Annotated in this window: 20 protein-coding genes; all 20 read right to left on the bottom strand. The window is 55.0% G+C overall.

What is annotated here, in order from left to right; translation table 11 throughout:
* Positions 1–2: 2 nt before the first annotated feature.
* Positions 3–1,415 carry a bifunctional 2-polyprenyl-6-hydroxyphenol methylase/3-demethylubiquinol 3-O-methyltransferase UbiG gene (locus NRG23_RS28635; protein WP_081001273.1) on the bottom strand — a complete coding sequence of 471 codons (1,413 nt, stop codon included), beginning with the start codon at positions 1,413–1,415 and terminating at the stop codon, positions 3–5.
* The gene (locus tag NRG23_RS28630; RefSeq protein WP_081001274.1) at positions 1,412–2,734 is read right to left on the bottom strand and encodes an ABC transporter ATP-binding protein; all 1,323 of its coding nucleotides are present in this window, start codon (positions 2,732–2,734) and stop codon (positions 1,412–1,414) included. Before NRG23_RS28630 ends, NRG23_RS28635 begins: the two co-directional genes overlap by 4 nt.
* Entirely contained in the window at positions 2,724–3,542 is an 819-nt protein-coding gene (locus NRG23_RS28625; protein WP_053269668.1) for an ABC transporter permease, read from the bottom strand. Before NRG23_RS28625 ends, NRG23_RS28630 begins: the two co-directional genes overlap by 11 nt.
* Before the next feature lie 468 nt (positions 3,543–4,010).
* Complete coding sequence (locus tag NRG23_RS28620) at positions 4,011–5,018, bottom strand: glycosyltransferase family 4 protein (RefSeq protein WP_081001275.1); 1,008 nt, start codon at positions 5,016–5,018, stop codon at positions 4,011–4,013.
* Entirely contained in the window at positions 5,015–5,977 is a 963-nt protein-coding gene (locus tag NRG23_RS28615; protein ID WP_257373101.1) for an SDR family oxidoreductase, read from the bottom strand. The genes NRG23_RS28620 and NRG23_RS28615 overlap by 4 nt, the downstream gene beginning before the upstream one ends.
* On the bottom strand, positions 5,974–6,897 hold the full coding sequence (locus NRG23_RS28610; protein WP_081001276.1) for a glycosyltransferase: 924 nt from the start codon (positions 6,895–6,897) through the stop codon (positions 5,974–5,976). Before NRG23_RS28610 ends, NRG23_RS28615 begins: the two co-directional genes overlap by 4 nt.
* Before the next feature lie 43 nt (positions 6,898–6,940).
* The gene (gene rfbA, locus NRG23_RS28605; protein ID WP_053269671.1) at positions 6,941–7,831 is read right to left on the bottom strand and encodes a glucose-1-phosphate thymidylyltransferase RfbA; all 891 of its coding nucleotides are present in this window, start codon (positions 7,829–7,831) and stop codon (positions 6,941–6,943) included.
* Positions 7,828–8,721, bottom strand: coding sequence for a dTDP-4-dehydrorhamnose reductase (gene rfbD / locus NRG23_RS28600; RefSeq protein ID WP_053269672.1), 894 nt, complete (start codon positions 8,719–8,721; stop codon positions 7,828–7,830). Before rfbD ends, rfbA begins: the two co-directional genes overlap by 4 nt.
* Positions 8,718–9,794, bottom strand: coding sequence for a dTDP-glucose 4,6-dehydratase (gene rfbB / locus NRG23_RS28595; RefSeq protein ID WP_053269673.1), 1,077 nt, complete (start codon positions 9,792–9,794; stop codon positions 8,718–8,720). Before rfbB ends, rfbD begins: the two co-directional genes overlap by 4 nt.
* Before the next feature lie 228 nt (positions 9,795–10,022).
* Positions 10,023–10,262, bottom strand: coding sequence for a LapA family protein (locus NRG23_RS28590; RefSeq protein ID WP_053269674.1), 240 nt, complete (start codon positions 10,260–10,262; stop codon positions 10,023–10,025).
* Between the two features lie 27 nt (positions 10,263–10,289).
* Positions 10,290–10,586 carry an integration host factor subunit beta gene (ihfB, locus tag NRG23_RS28585; protein ID WP_007899751.1) on the bottom strand — a complete coding sequence of 99 codons (297 nt, stop codon included), beginning with the start codon at positions 10,584–10,586 and terminating at the stop codon, positions 10,290–10,292.
* 183 nt (positions 10,587–10,769) lie between these two features.
* Positions 10,770–11,051, bottom strand: coding sequence for a hypothetical protein (locus tag NRG23_RS28580; RefSeq protein ID WP_039968127.1), 282 nt, complete (start codon positions 11,049–11,051; stop codon positions 10,770–10,772).
* A 201-nt stretch (positions 11,052–11,252) separates the two neighbouring features.
* Positions 11,253–12,947 carry a 30S ribosomal protein S1 gene (gene rpsA, locus NRG23_RS28575; RefSeq protein ID WP_007931318.1) on the bottom strand — a complete coding sequence of 565 codons (1,695 nt, stop codon included), beginning with the start codon at positions 12,945–12,947 and terminating at the stop codon, positions 11,253–11,255.
* 121 nt (positions 12,948–13,068) lie between these two features.
* Positions 13,069–13,758, bottom strand: coding sequence for a (d)CMP kinase (gene cmk / locus NRG23_RS28570; protein WP_009045007.1), 690 nt, complete (start codon positions 13,756–13,758; stop codon positions 13,069–13,071).
* Entirely contained in the window at positions 13,755–15,962 is a 2,208-nt protein-coding gene (locus tag NRG23_RS28565) for a bifunctional prephenate dehydrogenase/3-phosphoshikimate 1-carboxyvinyltransferase (protein ID WP_257375097.1), read from the bottom strand. The genes cmk and NRG23_RS28565 overlap by 4 nt, the downstream gene beginning before the upstream one ends.
* 28 nt (positions 15,963–15,990) lie before the next feature.
* Entirely contained in the window at positions 15,991–17,103 is a 1,113-nt protein-coding gene (gene hisC, locus NRG23_RS28560; RefSeq protein WP_016704364.1) for a histidinol-phosphate transaminase, read from the bottom strand.
* Between the two features lie 10 nt (positions 17,104–17,113).
* A complete protein-coding gene (gene pheA / locus NRG23_RS28555; protein ID WP_009045010.1) occupies positions 17,114–18,208 on the bottom strand; it encodes a prephenate dehydratase in 1,095 nt (364 codons plus the stop codon).
* Positions 18,208–19,293 carry a 3-phosphoserine/phosphohydroxythreonine transaminase gene (gene serC / locus NRG23_RS28550; RefSeq protein WP_029527103.1) on the bottom strand — a complete coding sequence of 362 codons (1,086 nt, stop codon included), beginning with the start codon at positions 19,291–19,293 and terminating at the stop codon, positions 18,208–18,210. Before serC ends, pheA begins: the two co-directional genes overlap by 1 nt.
* 64 nt (positions 19,294–19,357) lie before the next feature.
* Positions 19,358–22,027, bottom strand: coding sequence for a DNA gyrase subunit A (gene gyrA / locus NRG23_RS28545; RefSeq protein WP_009050168.1), 2,670 nt, complete (start codon positions 22,025–22,027; stop codon positions 19,358–19,360).
* A gap of 355 nt (positions 22,028–22,382) precedes the next feature.
* The gene (gene mtnA / locus NRG23_RS28540; RefSeq protein WP_257373100.1) at positions 22,383–23,459 is read right to left on the bottom strand and encodes an S-methyl-5-thioribose-1-phosphate isomerase; all 1,077 of its coding nucleotides are present in this window, start codon (positions 23,457–23,459) and stop codon (positions 22,383–22,385) included.
* Between the last annotated feature and the right edge of the window lie 58 nt (positions 23,460–23,517).

Below are 23,517 nucleotides of genomic sequence, written 5' to 3'. Positions count from 1 at the left end.
ACTCACTTAATCAAACGAATTAATTTTGCTGCTTTAAATACCGAAGAATTACGATACACATCTAACTCTTCATTGGCATTTTGAATAGCCACCTTCATTTCCTTGATCACAGATTCCATGCTACTAATTTCGGCCGTCAAACCCTTGATCGCAGATTCCATTCTGCTAAGTTCGGATATTTGAATAGCTACTAGCTCCGATTTGGCCTCGAGAGCCTTCTCTCGCTCGTCAATCATAGCTGTCATTAAGCTCATACCCACAACTTTCTCAGCAATGAGTGCAGTTTGAGCAGAGATGGTTTTATCTCGCTCTTGAATGAGCGACTCCATCAAGCCCATGCCCACAACCTTTTCATCAATGAGTGCAGTTTGAGCAGAGATGGTTTTATCTCGCTCTTGAATGAGCGACTCCATCAAGTCCATACCCACAACCTGTTCATCAATGAGTGCAGTTTGAGCAGAGATGGTTTTATCTCGCTCTTGAATGAGCGACTCCATCAAGTCCATACCTTGAACTTTTTCGTTAATAATTTTCGTCTGAGCCGTTACAGCTCTCTCCCGTTCACGAATCACTTCGTCACGTAGAAATACGGCCTGAGAAAAAGCTGACATATTTCTCATATTTTCAGCGAGCTTATTTTTTTCACGTAAAATAGAAAGCTCAGTTTTTCTAAAACAAATCGTGACAAAAAAATTATTTAAATCATAATCAACAATCTCGACTTGAAAACCGATATCCTTGGCTATGTAATCAAAGGTTGCATGAGAAGGGAAGAAATAATGTTCGGGATAAATATACTGCTGACAAAATATTGGAAGTTGCAGAATAAGACAACCGCCATCACTGAGCATCTCATACAACTTGCGAAGCAGTTGCATCGGATTTTCCAGATGTTCAAGAACGTGCCACAGCACAAAGGCTTGAACATGCCCCGGGAGCGAGGGAACTATATGATCAAGGAAATGCCCACCAGGAACCTCGAACAGGTTTTTCTCGGTCAACCCATAATACTGGCGAGCCAGCGCTACCAGTTTCGGGGCAGGCTCGCAGCCATAAGCGCTGTAACCTTTATCAAGTAGAGCGCGCAGAAGACTGCCTCTTCCCGCCCCCAATTCTAGAACTAGGTTATCCGGATCATTCGGACCCAGGTATTTCTGTAGATCGCTGACAAGGTTCTTGACATTTGAAAGCACCTCATCAAGCTCTTCCTTATTACTTTCATCCCACCAATCTTCATGAAACTTTACTTGCTGTAACGTAGAATTTATCTCAGACGAAGAATCGACAGCATATTCAGGAATAAGCGATTGACAACAACCGCACGTAGCAACTTTTATAGCTACATTATCAGCCCCCAAAAAAGACTCCAAGTACTCGAGCCCCTCGCTACCGCAGAGGTTGCAAACATTGCTCATCTCTCTACTCCATCACATTCGAAGTTAGTCAACTTATTGGTAAACAACCCATGAACAGGAGTATGCGAGACACTTTCAAACGCAACCAAACTATGCGCCCAACATTCCACAATATGATTCATTGGATCAACACCGCGACCAAGCCCTAGCGTTAACGTATAGGTGCCATTTGCAATAGCTGGCCACTTAAAACTTATAGATGCACTCACATTCCCCGGTGAGCCAATAGTAAAACCGTTGCTAACAGAAAGAGAATTATCACCGCATACATACATACCATTACGATCAACTATCAAATAGCCAACAATAACTTCCTCAATCGCCTCGGCAGCAACTACATCCATATCAATCACGATGTCATCACCTGGAAAGACAGTCATGCTACTCGACAGAACAGTCTTCCCGTTAACTATAGTTGCAAAGCTTTCAAACTTGACACTTTGCTTCCCGCCCATGGCATCAAGCGGAATGAGTCTCTTCTTCGAAGTTCTTTCTGTTTTTTCAGTATCGGCGGATAGCAGTCGCTCAGAGACTTCTATTTTAACATCCACATCAGATACGCCATGATTAATCTTCATGAACGTTTCGATGCCTATTTTTACATCCCCATTAAATATTACTTTCCCTTTGTTCAGAACTATAACGCGCGAACAAAAATTATAGATGGCTTGCATGTCGTGCGTAACCAGAAGCTTGGTACAGGCCTCCAGTTTTTCACGCATATATCTGATGCATTTTTGCTGAAAGAAAATATCACCAACCGCAAGGGCCTCATCGACAATCAAAATATCTGGCCGCAGGTGAGCTTGCACGGCAAATGCAAGCCTAACAACCATCCCGCTGGAATACGTTTTTATTGGTTGGTCCATGAACTGCCCAATTTCGGCAAAGCTTGCAATTTCGTCAAACTGGCGATCAACCTCTTTTCTTTCCAGCCCCAATACAGCAGCGTTCAAGTAAACGTTTTCTCTGCCCGTAAATTCCGGATTAAATCCAGAACCAAGCTCCAACAAAGCAGCAATTCGACCGCTAGTTCTTATATCTCCACATGTAGGATTCAAAGTTCCGCATATCATTTGCAGCAGCGTAGACTTTCCGCTGCCGTTTCGGCCGATAATCCCTACTGTTTCTCCCTTCAATATATCAAATGAGACATCATCAAGAGCAGTGAAAGCCTTATAATATTGCGCCGGCGACTTACCTAATGCGCGCTGCATTTTTGGCAAAAGGAATTGTTTCAAACGATCATGCGAGCGCTCGTAGATCTCGTACTGCTTGCTTATATTCTTTACTTGAATTGCTATATTATCAGAGCACATCAGCAAATCCCTTACGAGTCTTTTGAAACCAAACAAACCCAAGCCAAGCAACAAACATACTAACTAAAATATAGATACTCAACACCCCAAAATCAGGAGTGACATTCCAATAAAGTATATCTCTGACACTTTCAATTACAGGAGTCAGTGGATTCATATAAATGAGTGAACGATACTGCTCGGGGATAGCGGTAACCGGATAAAACACAGGAGAAAGAAACATCAATGTTGTTGTAAGAATCCCAATAAATTGCGACACATCGCGCAAAAAAACACCGAGTGATGCTATCGCCCAGCTGATACCCATTATAAAAAACACCATTGGCAGCAACACAAGAGGCAAATAGAGCATTGTGATATTTGGTAACCCGAAAAAACACAAGTAAGCAATCAACCAAACTACGAGACTAACTAAAAAATGAAACAGAGCAGAACCAAGATTCACCCAAGGTAGCACCTCCAGGGGGAACAAGACTTTTTTTACATAGTTAGGGTTACCGACTATGAGTCCCGGTGCTCGGATAATGCACTCGGAAAACAGGCTGAACACCATCAATCCGGCGAAGAGTATGAGTGCAAACTCGGTTTTCGAGTCACTGCCCACTCCCCAGCGAGCCTTAAAAATAATACTGAACACGAACGTGTATACCGTAAGCATGAACAGAGGGTTAAAAAACGACCACAGGATCCCCATAAATGACCCTCTATACCGCCCCACAACTTCTCGTCTTACTGCGGCGTTGATCAAACTACGATTGCGCCAAAGACTGGCTGCCAGTTCACGGGGGCTGGCTGAAAAATTTTGCATCAGGTAAACACCTCTGGGTGCTTAGGGCACATGGTAGCAGCATTCTTTGCTGTTTTGATGGACTGGCTCTGAGATAGCCAATTGAAGTACGGTACAGTAGCACTGCACCGCAAGCTGCACAGAACGGTCGTAAGGTCGCATGCCCGGCAGGGATTTTCAAGATAGCTACCAGGATCGCAAGCCTGTTCTACCGCTCTTTTTTCGCACAGGATCCTCAGTTCCATGCCCCGCGCAGCCTGCGCACCGTCCTATCCGTGCCAGTTTAGCTCAATCTGGCGGATTGGCTGGCTTAGAGTCTGACACTCCTACTTTCGTCAGCCTCCTCTTCACGTGACAATCCCAGCCAATACGCCGACGCAGCCAGGATTGTGCCTGCAAGCGAAACTTGTTCAGCCTGAAACCGATGCAAACAAAACAGTAGCCGTTTTCAGTAAAGCGCTACTTTCAAAGAAAAAAGAAATTTCCACTTCAAACTTGACTCTTTCCTGCACCCAGTAAATATGCCAGACATACAAGTGGCGCATACGCCATACATATCCCAACAAATGAATTTAAGTACCCAAACGCAACAAGGACTGATATAGGCAGTAAGAACACAACATTGACAACACCAACTAAAACTGTCACTTTTTTATGCCCCCAGCAACGAGCTGCAAACTGATAGGCATGACTGCTATGCGCCTGATACACCTTATCACCGCGAATCAATCTCCGCACGAGCGTCCATGTCGCGTCGACGATAAAAACTCCAAGAAGTATCAACCAGCACGAGATCAACTCAGGTGCACTCCAGGCGGCCTGAAGAGTCATTGCGCCAAGAACAAGTCCTAAAAAACCGCTCCCGGCGTCCCCTAGAAATATCTTCGCTGAAGGAAAATTCCAACAAAGGAAACCCGCAACACCTATCGCTAGCATCAGAGGCGCCCAAACTAACTCAAGATCCCCGATCAACACATAAATCAAACACATTCCCAAACATGCACAAATTGCTTCGATGCTGGCCAAGCCATCGATACCATCCATGAAGTTGTAGAGATTTAGCATCCAAACGAGATAAAGCCCCCCTAAAATCCACCCCCACCAACCTAACGCGATTGCCACTCCAAAAAACTCAATTGAAGCCAATCCATCAAACCAGGACAACACCCAGGCCGCAGCAATAAAATGAACAGCCAAACGCCACCTCGCAGCGATGTGACCATAATCGTCAGCAATGCCAATGAGTGCAACCAGCAGACCTGCTCCCGACATCCCTATCATTACCGGGGGGGGCATCCGGTCCAGTAGGCTTAGGACAGGTAGCCCGAGCAAAAAAGCCACAACAATAGCTACACCACCACCACGAGGTGTGGGAACCGTATGCGAACTGCGTGCATTGGGGATATCAAGTAAACTTCGAGTCAATGCATATCGGCGAATAAAACCGGTTAGAGCCCAAGAGGCGAGAAATACCATCACCAATAACATAATAATCATGTGGCCTGTCTATCCTGGTAATAGTCGGCAGTTTGGCGCAAGGCCTGCTCAGTACTGAGAGGTGGCATCCAACCAAGCACTTCCTGTGTGTGCCGAATATCAACCTGCAAGGAGTCACACAGACGTTCGAAAACAGCTGCTTTCCTCAATACAGAAGCTGCCGCTTTCAACATAACCACCGGTATGGGTAGCAAAATTACAGCTTTACCCAACGCAAACGCCATACGCCGCAACAACTGAGTTGTGGAGATATCCTCACCGTCACTGACCAAAAAAATCTGACCGGCAGCAGCAGGTTTGGTGATGCACGTAACCACCAAGTCCACGAGATTCCCCAAAGCAACAAAGCTGCGCCGATTTTTAACTTTCCCCAATGGCAGAGGTATACCGCGATTGATCCAGCGTATCATATTAAGAAAGTTAGCCTTGACCCCAGGGCCATAAACCAAAGGGGGACGAATTATAACAACATCCATCCCTGTCTCCTGGCTAAGTTTTTGCAGGGCATTCTCCGCTTCCAGCTTGGAAACCCCATAAGGATCAGCAGGTGCTGGAACATCAGTGAATTTAAACGGCCTATCAGGATCCGTGCGCTCACCATTGACCTTAATTGAGCTGATGAAAATAAAGCGACTGACGCCAGCCTTCACCGCGCGCCTAGCCAGCCGGAGGGTTCCGTCAACATTAGCGACTCGATACGCTACCAGACTGTCTTCAGCTGTCTCATTCATCACATGCACTCTGGCAGCACAATGGACGACAACATCCACACCTTCGAGTGATGGCACTCTCATCGGGTCTTCAAGGTCAAAGGAAACAATCTGGCACAAGCCACTCAACCGGGTACTAGCCCGAACTGCAGCGACGGGGGTAAATTGTTTGTCGAGCAATAATCTGAAGACCACCGCCTCTCCGACAAACCCTGTAGCCCCAGTCACTAGAATCTTCGGGCAGTTCATTCGGCACTACTTCCAGTCAATGCCGTAATCCAACAAATCAAAAAAAATAACATTTTATCTCGTCCACGCCGGCGACAGCTCCATGAACTCAAAGAAAGTTTAATTCGATGCCTTCGGCCCATCACAAACCATCTCTGAACGAAAGGATCAGACTCTTTGCCTACCAAGCGAACAATCAGCCGAACCTGGGAGAACCACCAGCCATCATGAATCGCCTTGTAACGTGCGACGAGCGCCCCCAGTCCTGAGTTGGCTCCAACCTGATTGCGCTCGTGCTGACGATAGTCCATAGACGGTTGCGGATCAATAAACCACTTGAATCCATGGCTACGAGCAAAAGCGTAGAAATACCAGTCATGCAGGCTGACGCCTTGCAAGTCGGCCCAGTTAGCCAACATGTTCGCCTTTAAAAGGACAATCAGTTTCTGACTCATTACATAAGTGCAGCCTGGCCCCGCGGCTTCAAATAGAAAATCCCAAGTAACCTGTGGCTGGGCCTTATTCAGCAATTGCCTGTTGCCATCCCGCCAAAACGCCGTGACATTACTGGAATAGCCATCTAACTTCCGGTTCCGTATTGCGTGAGCAGCCCGGAGGAGCTTATCAGCATGCCAAACATCATCCTGATCTGAAAATGCGATAAAATCATACCCATTAAGATCAACATCGCGAAGCAGTCGGAAGAAGTTGCGAGAGGCACCGCCAAAAGAGCCAGCATCAGGCAAAACAACAACACGTGGATGCTGGCCTGCATATGCTTTGCACCACGCCTCTGTGCCATCGCTGGAAGAGTCGATACTGATATAGACGGTTACATCTACACCTTTCTGGCAAAGGATCGAGTGCAACTGCTCCTCGATCCATTGCATACCATTGTAGGCCGCCAGTAAAACTGCAACTTTGAAGCGTTGTTCTGGCATGCCATTCCTGTTTACGCTGGTTAAATGCTTCTGCTTACTCAGGCTAACAAGAAGGCGAGTCCAGAAGCTTTTTCAAGTACTGCCCGTAACCAGTCTTCTTCAAAGCATCGGCTTGCACACTCAACCGCTCGGAATTGATCCATCCGTTGTGATACGCGATCTCCTCCAAGCAGGCCACTTTAAGACCTTGGCGCTGCTCAATGGTGTGCACAAAGTGACTCGCCTCAAGCAGGGAATCATGAGTACCAGTATCCAACCAAGCGAAACCACGACCAAGTATTTCGACACTCAGCATCTTCCGCTCTAGGTAAGCTCGGTTCACATCGGTAATTTCGAGCTCCCCACGCTCAGACGGCTTAATGCATTTTGCTATTTCTACTACATCATTATCGTAGAAATAAAGCCCTGTAACAGCATAGTTGGATTTTGGTTTCAGTGGCTTCTCTTCGATACTCAATGCACGACCGGAAGCGTCAAACTCCACTACGCCAAAACGTTCTGGATCGGATACGTGATAACCGAAGACCGTGGCACCGCGCGCCTGAGTACTAGCCGAACGTAAATTGTCAGAAAAGTGCTGACCATAGAAGATGTTGTCGCCAAGGATCAGACAGCAAGGATCTTTACCGATGAACTCCTCGCCAATGATGAAGGCCTGCGCGAGACCATCTGGACTGGGTTGCTCAGCATAAGTCAATTGGATCCCATACTGACTCCCATCACCCAACAATTTACGGAAACAGGGCAAATCTTCCGGAGTGGAAATAATCAGAATCTCGCGCATACCCGCCAGCATCAACACTGACAGCGGATAAAAGATCATCGGCTTGTCGTAGATCGGCAACATCTGTTTGGATACGCCGAGGGTCAACGGGTGCAGGCGCGTGCCCGAGCCGCCGGCGAGGATGATGCCTTTACGATTTGTCGTGGTCATTTATTCAGAACTTCCCTAAGCATTCGGGTTACACCACTTTGCCAATCCGGCAAGTGTAGAGAAAAACTGTCGCACAGCTTCTGAGTATTCAAACGCGAATTCAGAGGGCGGCGCGCAGGTGTTGGATAAGCGATCGTTTCAATCGGATTGATCACCGTTACGGCGAGCTGCTCGCCGCTGGCTTGGGCGAAGCCAATCACATAGCTAGCATAACCGTACCACGACACTTCACCACTAGCCGCCAAGTGGTACAAGCCCGAAAGATCAGGACGCTGCAGAACTTGCTGAATGGCCAACGCGGTAACGTCGGCGATCAGGTCTGCACCCGTCGGGGCTCCGACCTGGTCGGCGATGACGCTCAGATCTTCACGATCTTTGGCCAGACGCAGCATGGTCTTGGCGAAGTTGTTACCACGAACACCATAGATCCAACTGGTTCGGAAGATCAGGTGCTTGCAGCCAGACGTCGTAATTGCCTGTTCGCCGGTCAATTTGCTGGCGCCGTAATGATTCACGGGGGCGACTGCGTCCGTCTCTTGCCATGGTGTCGAACCCTCGCCACTGAAGACGTAGTCAGTCGAGTAGTAAATCAGCCAGCTCCCTAGAATCGCGGCTTCTTCAGCCATGACCAGGCTTGCCTGACCGTTCACGCGGTCGGCCAGCTCAGTCTCGAACTCGGCTTTATCGACAGCAGTGTAGGCAGCGGCGTTGACGATGACATCGGGTTTGACCTGACGGATCGTCGCACGCAATGTGTCGAGGTTAGACAGGTCGCCGCACAATCCACCGACCGCATGCCGATCCAGGGCGATCAGCTCACCGAGTGGCGCAAGAGAACGTTGCAGCTCCCAGCCCACCTGACCGTTTTTTCCCAACAGGAGAATTTTCACGCTTTATCCGAACGGTCCGTGTAGTTCTGGTCGATCCATTGCTGGTAGCTGCCGCTCTTCACATGAGCGACCCACTCAGTGTTGCTCAGGTACCACTCGACGGTTTTGCGAATGCCGGTTTCAAAGGTTTCTTCCGGCGCCCAACCCAGCTCGCGCTGGATTTTGCTGGCGTCGATCGCGTAACGTTGATCGTGGCCCGGACGATCCTGAACGTAAGTGATCAAGCTCGCATGTGGACGATGAGCCGAGTCTGGACGCAGTTCGTCGAGCAGTGCGCAAAGGGTATGCACCACTTCGATATTTTGCTTCTCGTTATGGCCGCCGATATTGTAGGTCTCGCCGATCACGCCTTCGGTCACAACTTTGTACAGTGCACGGGCGTGGTCTTCGACGTAGAGCCAGTCACGGACCTGATTACCTTTGCCGTAGACCGGCAGCAACTTGCCTTCCAGTGCGTTGAGAATGATCAGCGGGATCAACTTCTCAGGGAAATGACAAGGACCGTAGTTGTTCGAACAGTTGGTGACCAAGGTCGGCAGGTTGTAGGTACGACTCCAGGCGCGAACCAGGTGATCAGAACTGGCCTTGCTGGCCGAGTAGGGCGAGCTTGGCTGATACGGCGTGGTTTCGGTGAAGAGGTCTTCCGGGCCTTCGAGGTCTCCGTAGACTTCGTCGGTGGAAATGTGATGGAAACGGAAGTTCGCTTTGCGCACATCATCCAGTGCCGCCCAATAGTGGCGTGTAGATTCCAGCAGCGTGTAAGTGCCGATAATGTTGGTCTGGATGAATTCAGACGGACCGGAGATCGAGCGGTCAACGTGGGACTCTGCGGCCAGGTGCATGATGGCATCCGGTTGATGTTCACGCAGGACACGATCCACTTGATCACGGTCGCAGATATCGACGCGTTCAAACACGTATCGCGAGTTCTGGCTGACTTCGGTCAGCGACTCAAGATTACCGGCATAAGTCAGTTTATCGACGTTAACGACAGAGTCGGCAGTGCTAGAGATGATATGACGAATGACTGCCGAGCCGATAAACCCGGCGCCGCCGGTTACTAGAATTTTCACGCGAAACCATACCCTTAAATTGCTGACAGGGCCGCCAACCGCGCACTGTCTAATCCATGAATGCAGAAGCCATCAAGTCAGCCGTGGCTTCTGACAGAGTCAGTCTGAACCAATGTGGGAATTCCCCCCATCAGCCAAGCGCAGCATTTTACAGCTTAATGAAGGTTTTACTAATGGATATGGACGAGCAGTGACGCAAATTCGATGCACACAACGGGTTTGTCGTAATCAGACAAGGCGCTTGCGTGAGGTTCTGGACGGACACCCCAGAAACCAGCCGAGAATCGGCCCAATTATCATGCCAACCAGCAGAGCAATCACCATGATCAGCGACACCGGCAACTGCGGACCAGCCCAACCCAAGAATGACAGCGACACGCTTTGCTGGTTCTCAAGAACGAACGCCAAGATCGCCAGGACGAGCAACAGGACAAATACAGAGAGAAGTACGCGCTTGAGGTTATGCATCAGCAGTCCCTTGAAGTGTAACAGCTGTCAAAGCCCCTCCTCCTCTTCCTCGTTCACGCGATCGCGCAGTTCTTTGCCCGGTTTGAAATGAGGAACGAATTTTCCGTCAAGACTGACGGACTGGCCAGTCTTCGGATTACGCCCAACACGCGGCGCACGATAGTGCAGAGAGAAGCTACCAAACCCCCGGATCTCGATACGATCACCAGTGGCCAGGCATTGGGACATTTGCTCAAGCATGGTCTTGATGGCCAGCTCCACATCCTTGGATGAGAGTAGCCCTTGATGGGTGACAATTCGTTCGATCAACTCCGACTTCGTCATATTTTTCCCTTCTTTTTCAAGCAGCTAGATAAGCGCTTCAAAGGTTTTAGCACGACCGGGGGATTTTGAACAGCCCAAGCATTGACTTATCTCCCACCTTGCGAAAACGCTATAAACGAAGGCATTCAACAGCGCCTAAAACGAAAACTCCACAGCAATCTCGCCTCCCACCACGCCATCCTACTAACGACATATGACAAGCATGGTCCGCGTGAGGTACCCCGCAGGATTCCAACCAAAGGGATAGTCACCCTCCTCGTCCTTGGCATCACTGGATCTGGTGATGACTTTGTAGCCATCCCCCTTGCATTCACGCTCAGCGCGCCTGTAGCACTTGTCCCATCCAGCCCCAAGACCGGAGCAGTCGATCTCGATGCCGCTGACACCACGGACTGCATGGACCTTGGCGTTGGTCGTACAACCCACCAAGACTAGAACCGCAAAAACCACAATGAGATTTTTCATCTACTTCCTTATACCGGGCAATCGCCCCACCATCATTCAGCTCAAGCAAGCCTAGCCCTGAATAGGTTATTGATCCGCTTAAGAAAATAGACACCCGAATGACTCTATTGGTTTCCCCCTTGACAGATGCAAGCCAGAATCCAAATCGCAGACACAAAAAAGGGCGACCGAAGTCGCCCTTTTTCTATGGTCTGACAGAACTTAGTTCTGCTTTTCCATCTGTGCACGCAGCAGGTCGCCCAGAGTGGTAGGACCAGCAGCGATATCCGAAGCAGCTGGCTTGTCGCGCAGGCTCTGGATAGCTTCTTTCTCGTCTTCAACGTCTTTCGACTTGATCGAGAGCTGGATTACACGGCTCTTACGGTCAACGCTGATGATCTTGGCTTCAACTTCTTCGCCTTCTTTCAGGACGTTACGAGCATCTTCGATGCGGTCACGGCTGATTTCGGAGGCTTTCAGAGTAGCTTCGATATCGTTGGCCAGGGTGATGATGGCGCCTTTGGCGTCAACTTCTTTTACAACACCCTTAACGATTGCACCCTTGTCGTTCTCTTGAACGTACTCGGAGAACGGATCGCTTTCCAGTTGCTTGATGCCCAGGGAGATACGCTCACGCTCTGGGTCAACCGACAGGATAACGGTGTCCAGCTCGTCGCCCTTCTTGAAGCGGCGTACGGCTTCTTCGCCCACTTCGTTCCAGGAGATGTCGGACAGGTGAACCAGACCGTCGATGCCACCGTCCAGACCAATGAAGATACCGAAATCGGTGATCGACTTGATGGTGCCGGAGATTTTATCGCCCTTGTTGAACTGGCCAGAGAAATCTTCCCATGGGTTAGATTTGCACTGCTTGATACCCAGGGAGATGCGACGACGCTCTTCGTCGATGTCCAGAACCATAACTTCCACTTCGTCGCCGACTTGTACGACTTTCGAAGGATGGATGTTCTTGTTGGTCCAGTCCATTTCCGAAACGTGCACCAGACCTTCAACGCCCTCTTCCAGCTCAGCGAAGCAGCCGTAGTCGGTCAGGTTGGTTACACGAGCGGTAACGCGAGTGCTTTCTGGGTAACGGGCTTTGATAGCAACCCATGGATCTTCGCCCAGCTGCTTCAGGCCCAGGGAAACACGATTGCGCTCGCGATCGTACTTCAGAACCTTGACATCGATCTCGTCGCCAACGTTGACGATTTCGGAAGGATGCTTGATGCGCTTCCAAGCCATGTCGGTGATGTGCAGCAGGCCATCGACGCCACCCAGATCGACGAATGCGCCGTAATCGGTGAGGTTTTTGACGATACCTTTGACTTGCTGACCTTCCTGCAGGGATTCCAGCAGAGCTTCACGCTCAGCGGAGTTCTCGGCTTCGAGGACGCTACGGCGGGAAACGACAACGTTGTTGCGCTTCTGGTCGAGTTTGATGACTTTAAACTCGAGCTCTTTGCCTTCCAGGTGCGTGGTGTCGCGCACTGGACGGACGTCAACCAGAGAACCTGGCAGGAACGCACGGATGCCGTTAACGTCGACAGTGAAGCCGCCTTTAACCTTACCGTTGATAACGCCCTTGACCACTTCTTCGGCTGCGAAGGCTGCTTCCAGAACGATCCAGCATTCAGCGCGCTTGGCTTTTTCACGGGACAGCTTGGTTTCACCAAAGCCGTCTTCAACCGAATCCAGAGCAACGTGAACTTCATCACCAACATTGATGGACAGTTCGCCAGCATCGTTGTAGAACTGCTCAAGCGGGATCAGCGCTTCAGACTTCAAACCAGCGTGAACGGTTACCCAACGCGCTTGGTAGTCGATGTCGACGATAACACCGGTGATGATGGAGCCTGCCTGAAGGTTCAGGGTTTTTAGGCTTTCTTCAAAGAGTTCCGCAAAGCTTTCGCTCATTTTAATTCCTGTTGATAAGGGCGAAGAATACGCCCATCTGCCACATCCCAGACAATGTGGGTTACGTTCATATAAAAGAAGGACCGCAGGACTATGACTGGTCCCCTGCGCTCCTCCTTGGTCACCCGGTGATATCGCGAATGGCGATCTCACTCAAGATGCGTTCCAACACCTGCTCGATGGACAACTCCGTGGAATCCAGCTGTATCGCGTCAACCGCCGGTTTGAGCGGGGCGACTGCTCGCTGGGTGTCACGCTCATCGCGCGCACGAATCTCATCTAGCAGACTCGACAGACTAACACCATCGACTTTTCCCTTCAACTGCAAGTAACGGCGGCGCGCACGTTCCTCGGCACTGGCAGTGAGAAATATCTTCAGGGGCGCATCGGGAAATACCACTGTCCCCATGTCGCGCCCATCGGCCACCAGTCCCGGCGGCTCCTGAAAAGCCCGCTGACGCTGCAGCAGCGCATCGCGCACGGCCGGCAGCGCAGCAACCTGGGATGCCCAGGCGCCCACCTGCTCGTTGCGCAAATCGTCGGTGACGTCATCACCCTCCAGGATGATGCGTTGCGGATGACCTTCGGTCGCGCCGACGAACTGCACATCCAGATGAGCCGCCAACAGTTTCAGCGATTCCTCATTGGTCAAGTCGACACCATGATTGCGCGCAGCAAAAGCCAGCAAACGGTACAAGGCACCGGAATCCAACAGACACCAACCCAAGCGCTTGGCCAGAATCCCGGCGATAGTGCCCTTGCCCGAGCCACTTGGCCCATCGATGGTGATGACGGGTGCCTTGATGTTCACGACTGAGCCTCTTGCGCAACGCGAATGCCGACCTGCGCGCACAATGCGAGGAAGTTCGGGAAGGACGTGGCAACGTTGGCGCAATCATGGATGCGGATTGGCGCATTGGCGCGCAACGAGGCCACGCTGAACGCCATGGCGATACGGTGGTCGCCATGCCCGTGCACTTCGCCACCGCCAATCTGGCTGCCATCGATGATGATACCGTCCGGGGTCGGTTCGCATTTGACGCCCAGGGCCAGCAGACCGTCGGCCATCACCTGGATGCGGTCGGACTCCTTGACCCGCAGCTCTTCGGCGCCACGCAGCACGGTACGCCCTTCGGCACAGGCCGCGGCAACGAACAGCACCGGGAATTCGTCGATTGCCAGCGGCACCAGTTCTTCCGGAATGTCGATCCCCTTGAGCTTCGCCGCGCGAACACGCAGGTCCGCCACAGGCTCGCCGCCGACTTCCCGCTGGTTCTCCAGGCTGATATCAGCCCCCATCAGACGCAGGATATCGATTACCCCGGTACGAGTCGGGTTGATGCCAACATGCTCGAGCACCAGCTCGGAACCTTCGGCGATGGACGCAGCCACCAGGAAGAAGGCCGCCGAGGAGATATCTGCAGGCACCTCGATATGGGTCGCCTGCAGCTTGCCGCCAGACTCGACCGAGGCCGTGGCGCCGTCGACCGCTACGGGGTAACCGAAGCCACGCAGCATGCGTTCGGTGTGATCACGGGTTGGCGCAGGCTCGGTCACCGTGGTCTTGCCCTCGGCGTACAAGCCAGCCAACAGCAGGCAGGACTTAACCTGGGCACTGGCCATTGGCATGGTGTAAGTCAGACCCTTGAGCTTGTGACCGCCACGGATGGTCATCGGCGGACGCCCTTCCGCGGCAGTTTCAATCACCGCCCCCATCTCGCGCAGCGGATTGGCTACGCGATTCATCGGACGCTTGGACAGCGAAGCATCACCCGTCAGCACGCTATCGAAACTCTGCGCAGCCAGCAGGCCGGACAGCAGACGCATCGAGGTGCCGGAGTTGCCCAGATAGATCGGTCCCGGAGCCGGCTTCAGGCCATGCAGGCCAACGCCATGGATGGTCACGCGACCATGGTGCGGGCCTTCGATCACCACCCCCATGTCACGGAAAGCCTGCAGCGTCGCCAGGGCGTCCTCGCCCTCGAGGAAGCCTTCGACTTCGGTAGTACCTTCAGCCAGGGAGCCGAGCATGATCGAACGGTGAGAAATCGACTTGTCGCCTGGTACACGAATCCGCCCAGTCAGGCGGCCACCAGGATTTGCCAGGAAAATCAGGTTATTGGAGTTCATAGCGTCCACATAGGCCCGACGGGCCAGGATTTTACTGAAATGCTCGCGAGCAACCCGGGCGCGAGTGAATACGCCCAACAACTGGTGCCCATCCCCTGCATCGACCGCGTCGCGCAAGGCGTCGAGGTCGTTGCGAAATGTATCGAGTGTGCGCAGGACAGCTTCGCGATTGGCGAGGAAGATGTCGTGCCACATGACCGGGTCACTACCGGCGATTCTCGTGAAATCACGGAAACCGCCCGCAGCGTAGCGGAAGATGTCCAGATTTTCACTGCGCTTGGCCAACGAATCGACCAGACCGAACGCCAGCAAGTGCGGCAGATGACTGGTCGCCGCCAACACTTCATCGTGGCGCTCGACCTGCATATGCTCGACATCGGCCCCCAGCTCTCGCCAGAGCTTGTCGACCACCGCCAGCGCTGCCGGGTCGGTCTGTTCCAGCGGTGTCAGGATCACCTTGTGGCGACGGAACAACTGGCCACTGGCGGCCTCCACCCCACTCTGCTCGGAACCGGCGATCGGATGCCCCGGGACGAAGCGCGGCGGCATGCCGCCAAAAGCCTCGGTCGCCGCCCGCACCACATTGCCCTTGGCGCTGCCGACATCGGTCAGGATCGCCTGCCCCAGATCCATGCCGGCCAGAATCGCCAGCAACTTTTCCATGGCCAGAATCGGTACCGCCAGCTGGATCACGTCAGCGCCCTGGCACGCCAGCGCCAGGTCTTCTTCACAGCGATCCACCACACCCAGCTCAACGGCCAGCTTGCGCGATTGCGGGTCGAGATCGACGCCGACCACCTCGCGGCATACGCCACTTTCACGCAGGCCCTTGGCAAAGGAACCGCCGATCAGTCCCAGACCGACCACCACCAGGCGACCGATCATAGGCACCGCAGGTTGCACTGGAATGACATCAACCACGAGCCAGAACCTTGGCCAAAGCCTCGAGGAAACGCGTGTTTTCAGCCGGCAGGCCAATGGTCACGCGCAGGTGATTCGGCATGCCGTAGTTGGCCACCGGACGCACGATCACCCCTTCACGCAACAACCCCTGGAACACCGGCGCGGCAACCCGCCCGACATCCACCGCGATGAAGTTGCCCCTGGAAGCGATCCAGCTCAGGCCCAGCTCCCGGAAGCCGGCTTCCAGCTGCTGCATGCCCGCCTCATTCAGACGGCGGCTTTCGGCCAGGTAATCGGTATCCTCCAGCGCCGCACACGCCGCCGCCAGGGCCAGGCTGTTGACGTTGAATGGCTGGCGAACGCGATTGAGCACATCAGCCACTGTCGGAGTCGACAAGCCATAACCCACGCGCAACGCGGCCAGGCCGTAGGCCTTGGAGAAGGTTCGCGAAACCAGCAGGTTCGGATAGGCCGCCAGGAAGTCCAGGCCATCCGGCAGATCGCTGCCTTCGGCATATTCGATGTAGGCCTCGTCCAGCACCACCAGCACATGCGCCGGTACGTCCTGGAGGAACTCGTCCAGCGCCTCGGCGCTGAACCAGGTACCGGTCGGATTGTTCGGGTTGGCGATAAAGACCACCCGGGTATCGGCATCGATGGCCTGCAGCATGGCCGGCAAGTCATGCCCCCAGTCCTTGGCTGGAATCACGCGGGCTTCGGCGCCCACGGCCTGGGTAACGATCGGGTAGACCGCAAAGGCGTGTTCGCTGAACACCGCATTCAGGCCAGGCGCCAGATAGGCACGGGCGACCAATTCCAGGATGTCGTTGGAGCCATTGCCCAGAGTGACCTGCGCCAACTCGACGCCACAGCGCTCGGCCAGCAGGGTCTTGAGCGCAAAGCCATTGCCATCCGGATAACGGGTCAGCTCGGCCAGCTCTTCGCGAATCGCCGCCAGCGCCTTGGGACTGGCACCCAGCGGGTTTTCGTTGCTCGCCAGCTTGACGATTTTCGCCGGATCGATATCCAGCTCGCGCGCCAGTTCGTCCACGGGCTTGCCCGGAACGTAAGGCGAAAGTTGTTGCACGCCCGGCTGCGCCAGAGCGAGGAAGTCGCCACTCATTGTTAAAGCCTCAGAGAACCGCTTTCGGGTAGGAACCCAGCACCTTGAGTGCCACTGCTTCCTGACTGATCTTTTCCAGCACACCCTTGATCAATGGATCGCGATGATGGCCGACGAAGTCGATGAAGAACACATAGGTCCACTTGCCGCTGCGCGAAGGCCGGGTTTCGATACGCGTCAGATCGATGCCGTTGTCATGGAAAGGCACCAGCAGCTCATGCAGAGCGCCAGGCTTGTTGCTCATGGAAACGATGATCGAGGTCTTGTCGTCGCCGGTCGGCGGCACTTCCTGGTTGCCGATCATCAGGAAGCGCGTGGAGTTGTCCGGACGGTCCTCGATTTTCTCGGCCAGGCGGGTCAGGCCATACAGGCTCGCCGCCATGTCGCCGGCGATGGCCGCCGAGTTCCACTCGCCTTTGACCCGCTTGGCCGCTTCGGCGTTGCTGGAAACCGCAACCCGTTCGACATTCGGATAATGGGCATCCAGCCACTTGCGGCACTGCGCCAGGGACTGGGCATGGGAGTAGATGCGGCTGATGCTGTCGGTCTTGGTGTTTTCACCAACCAGCAGATGATGGTGGATACGCAGCTCGACCTCGCCGCAGATCACCATGTCGTGCTCCAGGAAACTGTCGAGGGTGTGGTTGACCGCACCCTCGGTGGAGTTTTCCACAGGCACCACGCCAAAATTCACCGCACCCGCCGCCACTTCACGGAACACTTCGTCGATCGCCGCCATCGGCTTGCTGATCACCGCGTGACCGAAGTGCTTCATGGCCGCGGCCTGGGTGAAGGTGCCTTCCGGACCGAGGTAAGCCACTTTCAGCGGCTGCTCGAGCGCCAGGCAGGACGACATGATTTCACGGAACAGCCGCGCCATCTCTTCGTTGCCCAACGGCCCCTGGTTGCGCTCCATCACCCGCTTGAGCACCTGAGCTTCACGCTCAGGACGATAGAACACCGGCACTTCGCCTTCGGCCAGCGAGGCCATCTTTACTCGCGCGACTTCCTGGGCGCAGCGCGCGCGCTCACTGATCAACTCCAGGACTTTCTCGTCCAGAGCGTCAATGCGCAGGCGCAGTGCCTTGAGTTCTTGCTCAGACATTAGCCGTGTTCCTTCTCGAACTCTGCCATGTACGCCACCAGCGCGTTGACCGCATTGATGTCGACGGCGTTGTAGATGGAGGCGCGCATGCCGCCTACCGAACGGTGACCCTTGAGGTTCAACAGACCACGCGCGTCGGCACCGGCCAGGAACGGCTTGTCCAGACGGTCATCGGCCAGGCGGAACGGTACGTTCATCCACGAGCGGTCCGACTTGTTGATCGGGTTGCTGTACAGGCCGCTGGCGTCGATGAAGTCGTACAGGGTGCGCTGCTTGACGTCATTGAGCTTGGCGATGGCTTCCACCCCACCCTGCTCCTTGAGCCACTCGAACACCAGGCCGGACAGGTACCAGGCCAGGGTCGGCGGAGTGTTATACATCGAGCCGTTATCCGCCGCGACCTTGTAGTCGAGCATGGTCGGGCACAGCGAGCGCGCGCGACCCAGCAGGTCCTCGCGAACGATATTGACCAGGATGCCGCTCGGGCCGATGTTTTTCTGCGCGCCGGCGTAGATCATGCCGAAACGGGAGATATCCACAGGGCGCGAGAGGATGTCGGAAGACATGTCGGCCACCAGCGGAACGTCGCCGGTTTCCGGGATCCACTGGAACTCCAGGCCGCCGATGGTTTCGTTCGGCGCGTAGTGCACGTAGGCCGCGTCTTTCGACAGCTGCCATTCGTTCTGGCCAGGGATGGCGAAATAATCGTAAGGCTTGGCGGTGGCAGCCACATTGACATGGCCGTAGCGCGAGGCTTCTTCAATGGCTTTCTGCGACCAGATACCGGTGTCGATATAGTCGGCAGTGCCATTTTCCGGCAGCAGGTTCAGTGGGATCTGAGCAAATTGCTGGCTGGCGCCGCCTTGCAGAAACAGCACTTTATAGTTCGAGGGGATATTCAGCAGATCACGCAGATCCTGCTCGGCCTTGGTGGCAATGGAGACGAACTCATCGCTGCGATGGCTCATCTCCATGACCGACAGGCCCTTGCCATGCCAATCCAGCAATTCGGCCTGGGCACGCAACAGGACAGCTTCAGGTAGCGCAGCGGGACCTGCGCAGAAGTTATAGGCTCGTTTGCTCACATCCACTCTCGCTATGCATTCACGGTAGCGGACAGAGCAAACACTCTGCCCTGCTACGATTTATTTAGTCTTGCGACTCTTCTTCGCCTGCGGCGTCAGCCTGCTGGCCTTCGACGGCATCATCCGAGTCGGTCGCCGCATCCAGCACGGCACCCTCGAGCACCTCGCCATCTTCGTCTTCCAATTCGTCGCCTTCGACTTCGGACGGCTCCTGAACCCGCTCCAGGCCTACCAGCGTTTCGTCGTTGGCCAGCTTGATCAAGGTCACGCCCTGAGTGTTACGACCCAGGCTGGACACTTCGTCGACCCGGGTGCGCACCAGAGTGCCCTGGTCGGAAATCAGCATGATTTCCTCGCCGTCGAGCACCTGAACCGCGCCGACCAGACGGCCGTTACGCTCGTTGCTGACCATGGCGATAACGCCCTGACCGCCACGCTTGTACTCAGGGAACTCGGTGATCGCCGTACGCTTGCCATAACCCCGCGCCGAAGCGGTGAGGATCTGGCTGCCTTCTTCCGGGATCAGCATGGAGATCAGTTTCTGCCCTTCCGGCAGACGCATGCCGCGCACACCGCGGGCGGTACGGCCCATGGCACGAACGTCGGACTCCTTGAAGCGAGTCACCTTGCCACCATCGGAGAACAGCATGACTTCGCGCTCGCCATCGGTGATCGCGGCGGAAATCAGCACATCGCCCTCGTCCAGTTCCAGCGCGATCAGACCAACGCTGCGCTGACGGCTGAAGGATTCCAGCGGGGTCTTCTTCACGGTGCCGTTGGCGGTCGCCATGAAGATGTAGTGACCTTCGGTGTATTCCTCGACCGGCAGCATGGTGGTGATGTATTCACCATCGTCCAGCGGCAGCAGGTTGACCAGCGGACGGCCGCGGGCGGCACGGGAAGCCTCGGGGATTTCGTAGGTTTTCAGCCAGTAGACCTTGCCCTTGCTGGAGAACAGCAACAGCGTGGTGTGACTGTTGGCCACCAGCAGGTGAGCGATGTAGTCCTCATCCTTGACGCCGGTTGCCGATTTGCCTTTACCGCCACGACGCTGGGCCTGGTACGCAGCCAGCGGCTGGGTCTTGGCATAACCGCCGTGGGAAATGGTCACGACGCGTTCCTCTTCCGGGATCATGTCGCCCAGGGTCAGGTCGAGACGGGCATCGAGGATCTCGGTGCGACGCACATCGCCGTATTCGGCGCGAATCACTTCCAGCTCTTCGCGGATCACTTCCATCAGGCGCGTGGCGCTGTTGAGGATGCGGATCAGCTCGCCGATCTGGTTGAGGATCTCCTGGTACTCGGCCAGCAGTTTTTCATGCTCGAGGCCGGTCAGGCGGTGCAGACGCAGTTCCAGAATGGCCTGTGCCTGCTCTGGCGACAGGAAGTACTTGCCGTCGCGCAGACCGTATTGCGGATCGAGGTTCTCCGGACGGCAGGAATCCGCGCCGGCGCGCTCGACCATGGTCATCACCGCGCTGGATTCCCAAGGCGTGCTGACCAGCGCTTCCTTGGCTTCCGACGGGGTCGGCGAAGCCTTGATCAGGGCGATGACCGGGTCGATGTTCGACAGGGCAACTGCCTGGCCTTCGAGAATGTGGCCACGTTCACGAGCCTTGCGCAGTTCGAACACAGTGCGGCGGGTCACCACTTCACGACGGTGACGCACGAAGGCTTCCAGCAGGTCCTTCAGGTTGAGGATCCGCGGACGACCGTCGATCAGCGCAACGATGTTGATACCGAACACGCTCTGCAGCTGGGTCTGGGCGTAGAGGTTGTTGAGGATCACCTCCGGCACTTCGCCACGGCGCAGCTCGATCACCACGCGCATACCGTCCTTGTCGGACTCGTCGCGCAGCTCGGTGATGCCTTCGAGCTTCTTCTCCTTGACCAGCTCGGCGATCTTCTCGATCAGGCGCGCCTTGTTCAGCTGGTAAGGCAGCTCGGTGATGACGATCTGCTGACGGCCACCGACCTTGTCGATGTCCTCGATGATCGAGCGGGCACGCATGTAAATGCGTCCGCGACCGGTACGGTAGGCTTCGATGATGCCTTCGCGACCGTTGATGATCGCCGCAGTCGGGAAATCCGGGCCCGGAATGTGCTGCATCAGCTCATCGACGGTCAGTTCCGGGTTGTCGATCAGCGCCAGGCAACCGTCGATGACTTCGCCGAGGTTGTGCGGCGGAATGTTGGTCGCCATGCCCACGGCGATACCGCTGGAGCCGTTGACCAGCAGGTTGGGGATCTTGGTCGGCATGACCGCGGGGATCAGTTCGGTGCCGTCGTAGTTCGGCACCCAGTCCACGGTTTCCTTGTGCAGGTCGGCCAGCAGCTCGTGCGCCAGCTTGGTCATGCGCACTTCGGTGTATCGCATGGCCGCCGCATTGTCGCCGTCGACCGAACCGAAGTTACCCTGGCCGTCTACCAGCAGGTAGCGCAGGGAGAATGGCTGGGCCATACGAACGATGGTGTCGTACACCGCGGTATCACCGTGCGGGTGATACTTACCGATCACGTCACCGACAACACGGGCAGATTTCTTGTACGGCTTGTTCCAGTCGTTACCGAGCTCGCTCATCGCGTACAGCACACGCCGGTGCACGGGCTTCAAGCCATCGCGCGCATCAGGCAGTGCCCGCCCGACGATTACGCTCATCGCGTAGTCGAGATAGGACTGTTTCAGCTCGTCTTCGATATTGACCGGGAGGATTTCTTTGGCCAGTTCGCCCATGAGAAGCCTGATTCCTTTTTCTGGTGAAACTTCGTCACATCCATATGGGACGAACGAAGCTCGCCGCTGCAGGCCTAGTGCCATGCACCGACTTACGACAAATCAACAAGTTATGCCATGGATTTGCGCAGTGAAGGCGGTCACTTCGGACCACCTTGGAAACCGCCGGATGTTATCACAATCGCCGCCACGCACCTATCCCCCTGATGCGCATGGAGCATAGTTAGTTGACCGGTGACAGGCTGATAAGAGACGAGAGAAGCTCAGAGGCGGATTCCGCACTTAAATGCAGATTTTTTCCCGGACTGACGACCGCCCCACGGCAGCCGTCAGCGAAACCTCTTGCAAAATGACCTCAGTGCAGGCGCTTGCGGCACATCAACTGGGCCATTTTTGCGGTGTCGGGACGCTCGACGATGCCTTTCTCGGTGACGATGGCGTCGATCAGGTCCGCCGGGGTGACGTCGAACACCGGGTTGTAGGCCTCCACATCCGCCCCGACCCGCTTGCCACCGACCTCGAGCAACTCCTTGCCATCACGCTCTTCGATCGGAATGTCTTCGCCGCTGGCCAGGGCCATGTCGATGGTCGAACTCGGCGCGACCACCATGAAACGCACCCCGTGGTGCATCGCATTGACCGCCAGCTGATAGGTGCCGATCTTGTTCGCCACGTCGCCGTTGGCAGTAATGCGGTCGGCACCGACGATCACCCAGGTCACGCCCTTGGTTTTCATGATGTGCGCGGCAGCGGAGTCTGCATTCAAGGTCACCGGGATGCCTTCGTTGGCCAGCTCCCAGGCGGTCAACCGCGAGCCCTGCAGCCAGGGACGGGTCTCATTGGCATACACCCGTTCGACCATGCCCTCGATAAAGGCCCCGCGAATCACCCCCAGGGCCGTGCCGAAACCACCGGTCGCCAGGGCGCCGGTGTTGCAGTGAGTCAGGATGGCCTGGGCATTGCCCTGATGCCGGCGAATCAGGTCAACACCTAATTGGGCCATGGTCAGGTTGGCTTCGCGGTCGCTTTCATGAATGGCCAGGGCTTCCGCTTCCAGCACCGCCAGCGGGTCGGCGTGGTCCTTGAGGCGCTCCAGGCGCTCACGCATGCGGTTCAGCGCCCAGAACAGGTTGACCGCGGTCGGGCGCGAATCGGCGAGCAGCGCAAAGTCTTCCTCTATCGCCGCCCGCCAGTCGCCACCGGCGACAAAACGTGCGCGCGCGGCCAGGACCACGCCATACGCGGCGCTGATGCCGATCGCCGGCGCACCACGCACCACCATTTCGCGAATGGCGCCTGCGACGCCCGCCGCGCTGGTGTAGGCGATCCAGCGTTCTTCGAAGGGCAAAATACGCTGATCGAGCAGATACAGGGCGTCATCCCGCCAATCGATGGCCTTCACCTTCTCCGCAGCCAACAGTCGGTCGCGCATCCCTCACCCCGCACTCATGAACAAAAGCCGCCGATTATAGCGATCCCCCGGCGAAGAC

Origin of the sequence: Pseudomonas sp. T8 (assembly GCF_024610635.1) — a bacterium.
Lineage (GTDB): Bacteria > Pseudomonadota > Gammaproteobacteria > Pseudomonadales > Pseudomonadaceae > Aquipseudomonas > Aquipseudomonas chlororaphis_I.
This window is presented reverse-complemented; position numbering and strand designations above follow the sequence as displayed.

Coding starts and splice junctions, on each gene's coding strand:
- NRG23_RS28635 (WP_081001273.1), bottom strand. CDS start 1,415: ATGAGCAATGTTTGCAACCTCTGCGGTAGCGAGGGGCTCGAGTACTTG.
- NRG23_RS28630 (WP_081001274.1), bottom strand. CDS start 2,734: ATGTGCTCTGATAATATAGCAATTCAAGTAAAGAATATAAGCAAGCAG.
- NRG23_RS28625 (WP_053269668.1), bottom strand. CDS start 3,542: ATGCAAAATTTTTCAGCCAGCCCCCGTGAACTGGCAGCCAGTCTTTGG.
- NRG23_RS28620 (WP_081001275.1), bottom strand. CDS start 5,018: ATGATTATTATGTTATTGGTGATGGTATTTCTCGCCTCTTGGGCTCTA.
- NRG23_RS28615 (WP_257373101.1), bottom strand. CDS start 5,977: ATGAACTGCCCGAAGATTCTAGTGACTGGGGCTACAGGGTTTGTCGGA.
- NRG23_RS28610 (WP_081001276.1), bottom strand. CDS start 6,897: ATGCCAGAACAACGCTTCAAAGTTGCAGTTTTACTGGCGGCCTACAAT.
- rfbA (WP_053269671.1), bottom strand. CDS start 7,831: ATGACCACGACAAATCGTAAAGGCATCATCCTCGCCGGCGGCTCGGGC.
- NRG23_RS28590 (WP_053269674.1), bottom strand. CDS start 10,262: ATGCATAACCTCAAGCGCGTACTTCTCTCTGTATTTGTCCTGTTGCTC.
- ihfB (WP_007899751.1), bottom strand. CDS start 10,586: ATGACGAAGTCGGAGTTGATCGAACGAATTGTCACCCATCAAGGGCTA.
- NRG23_RS28580 (WP_039968127.1), bottom strand. CDS start 11,051: ATGAAAAATCTCATTGTGGTTTTTGCGGTTCTAGTCTTGGTGGGTTGT.
- rpsA (WP_007931318.1), bottom strand. CDS start 12,947: ATGAGCGAAAGCTTTGCGGAACTCTTTGAAGAAAGCCTAAAAACCCTG.
- NRG23_RS28565 (WP_257375097.1), bottom strand. CDS start 15,962: ATGATCGGTCGCCTGGTGGTGGTCGGTCTGGGACTGATCGGCGGTTCC.
- hisC (WP_016704364.1), bottom strand. CDS start 17,103: ATGAGTGGCGACTTCCTCGCTCTGGCGCAGCCGGGCGTGCAACAACTT.
- pheA (WP_009045010.1), bottom strand. CDS start 18,208: ATGTCTGAGCAAGAACTCAAGGCACTGCGCCTGCGCATTGACGCTCTG.
- gyrA (WP_009050168.1), bottom strand. CDS start 22,027: ATGGGCGAACTGGCCAAAGAAATCCTCCCGGTCAATATCGAAGACGAG.
- mtnA (WP_257373100.1), bottom strand. CDS start 23,459: ATGCGCGACCGACTGTTGGCTGCGGAGAAGGTGAAGGCCATCGATTGG.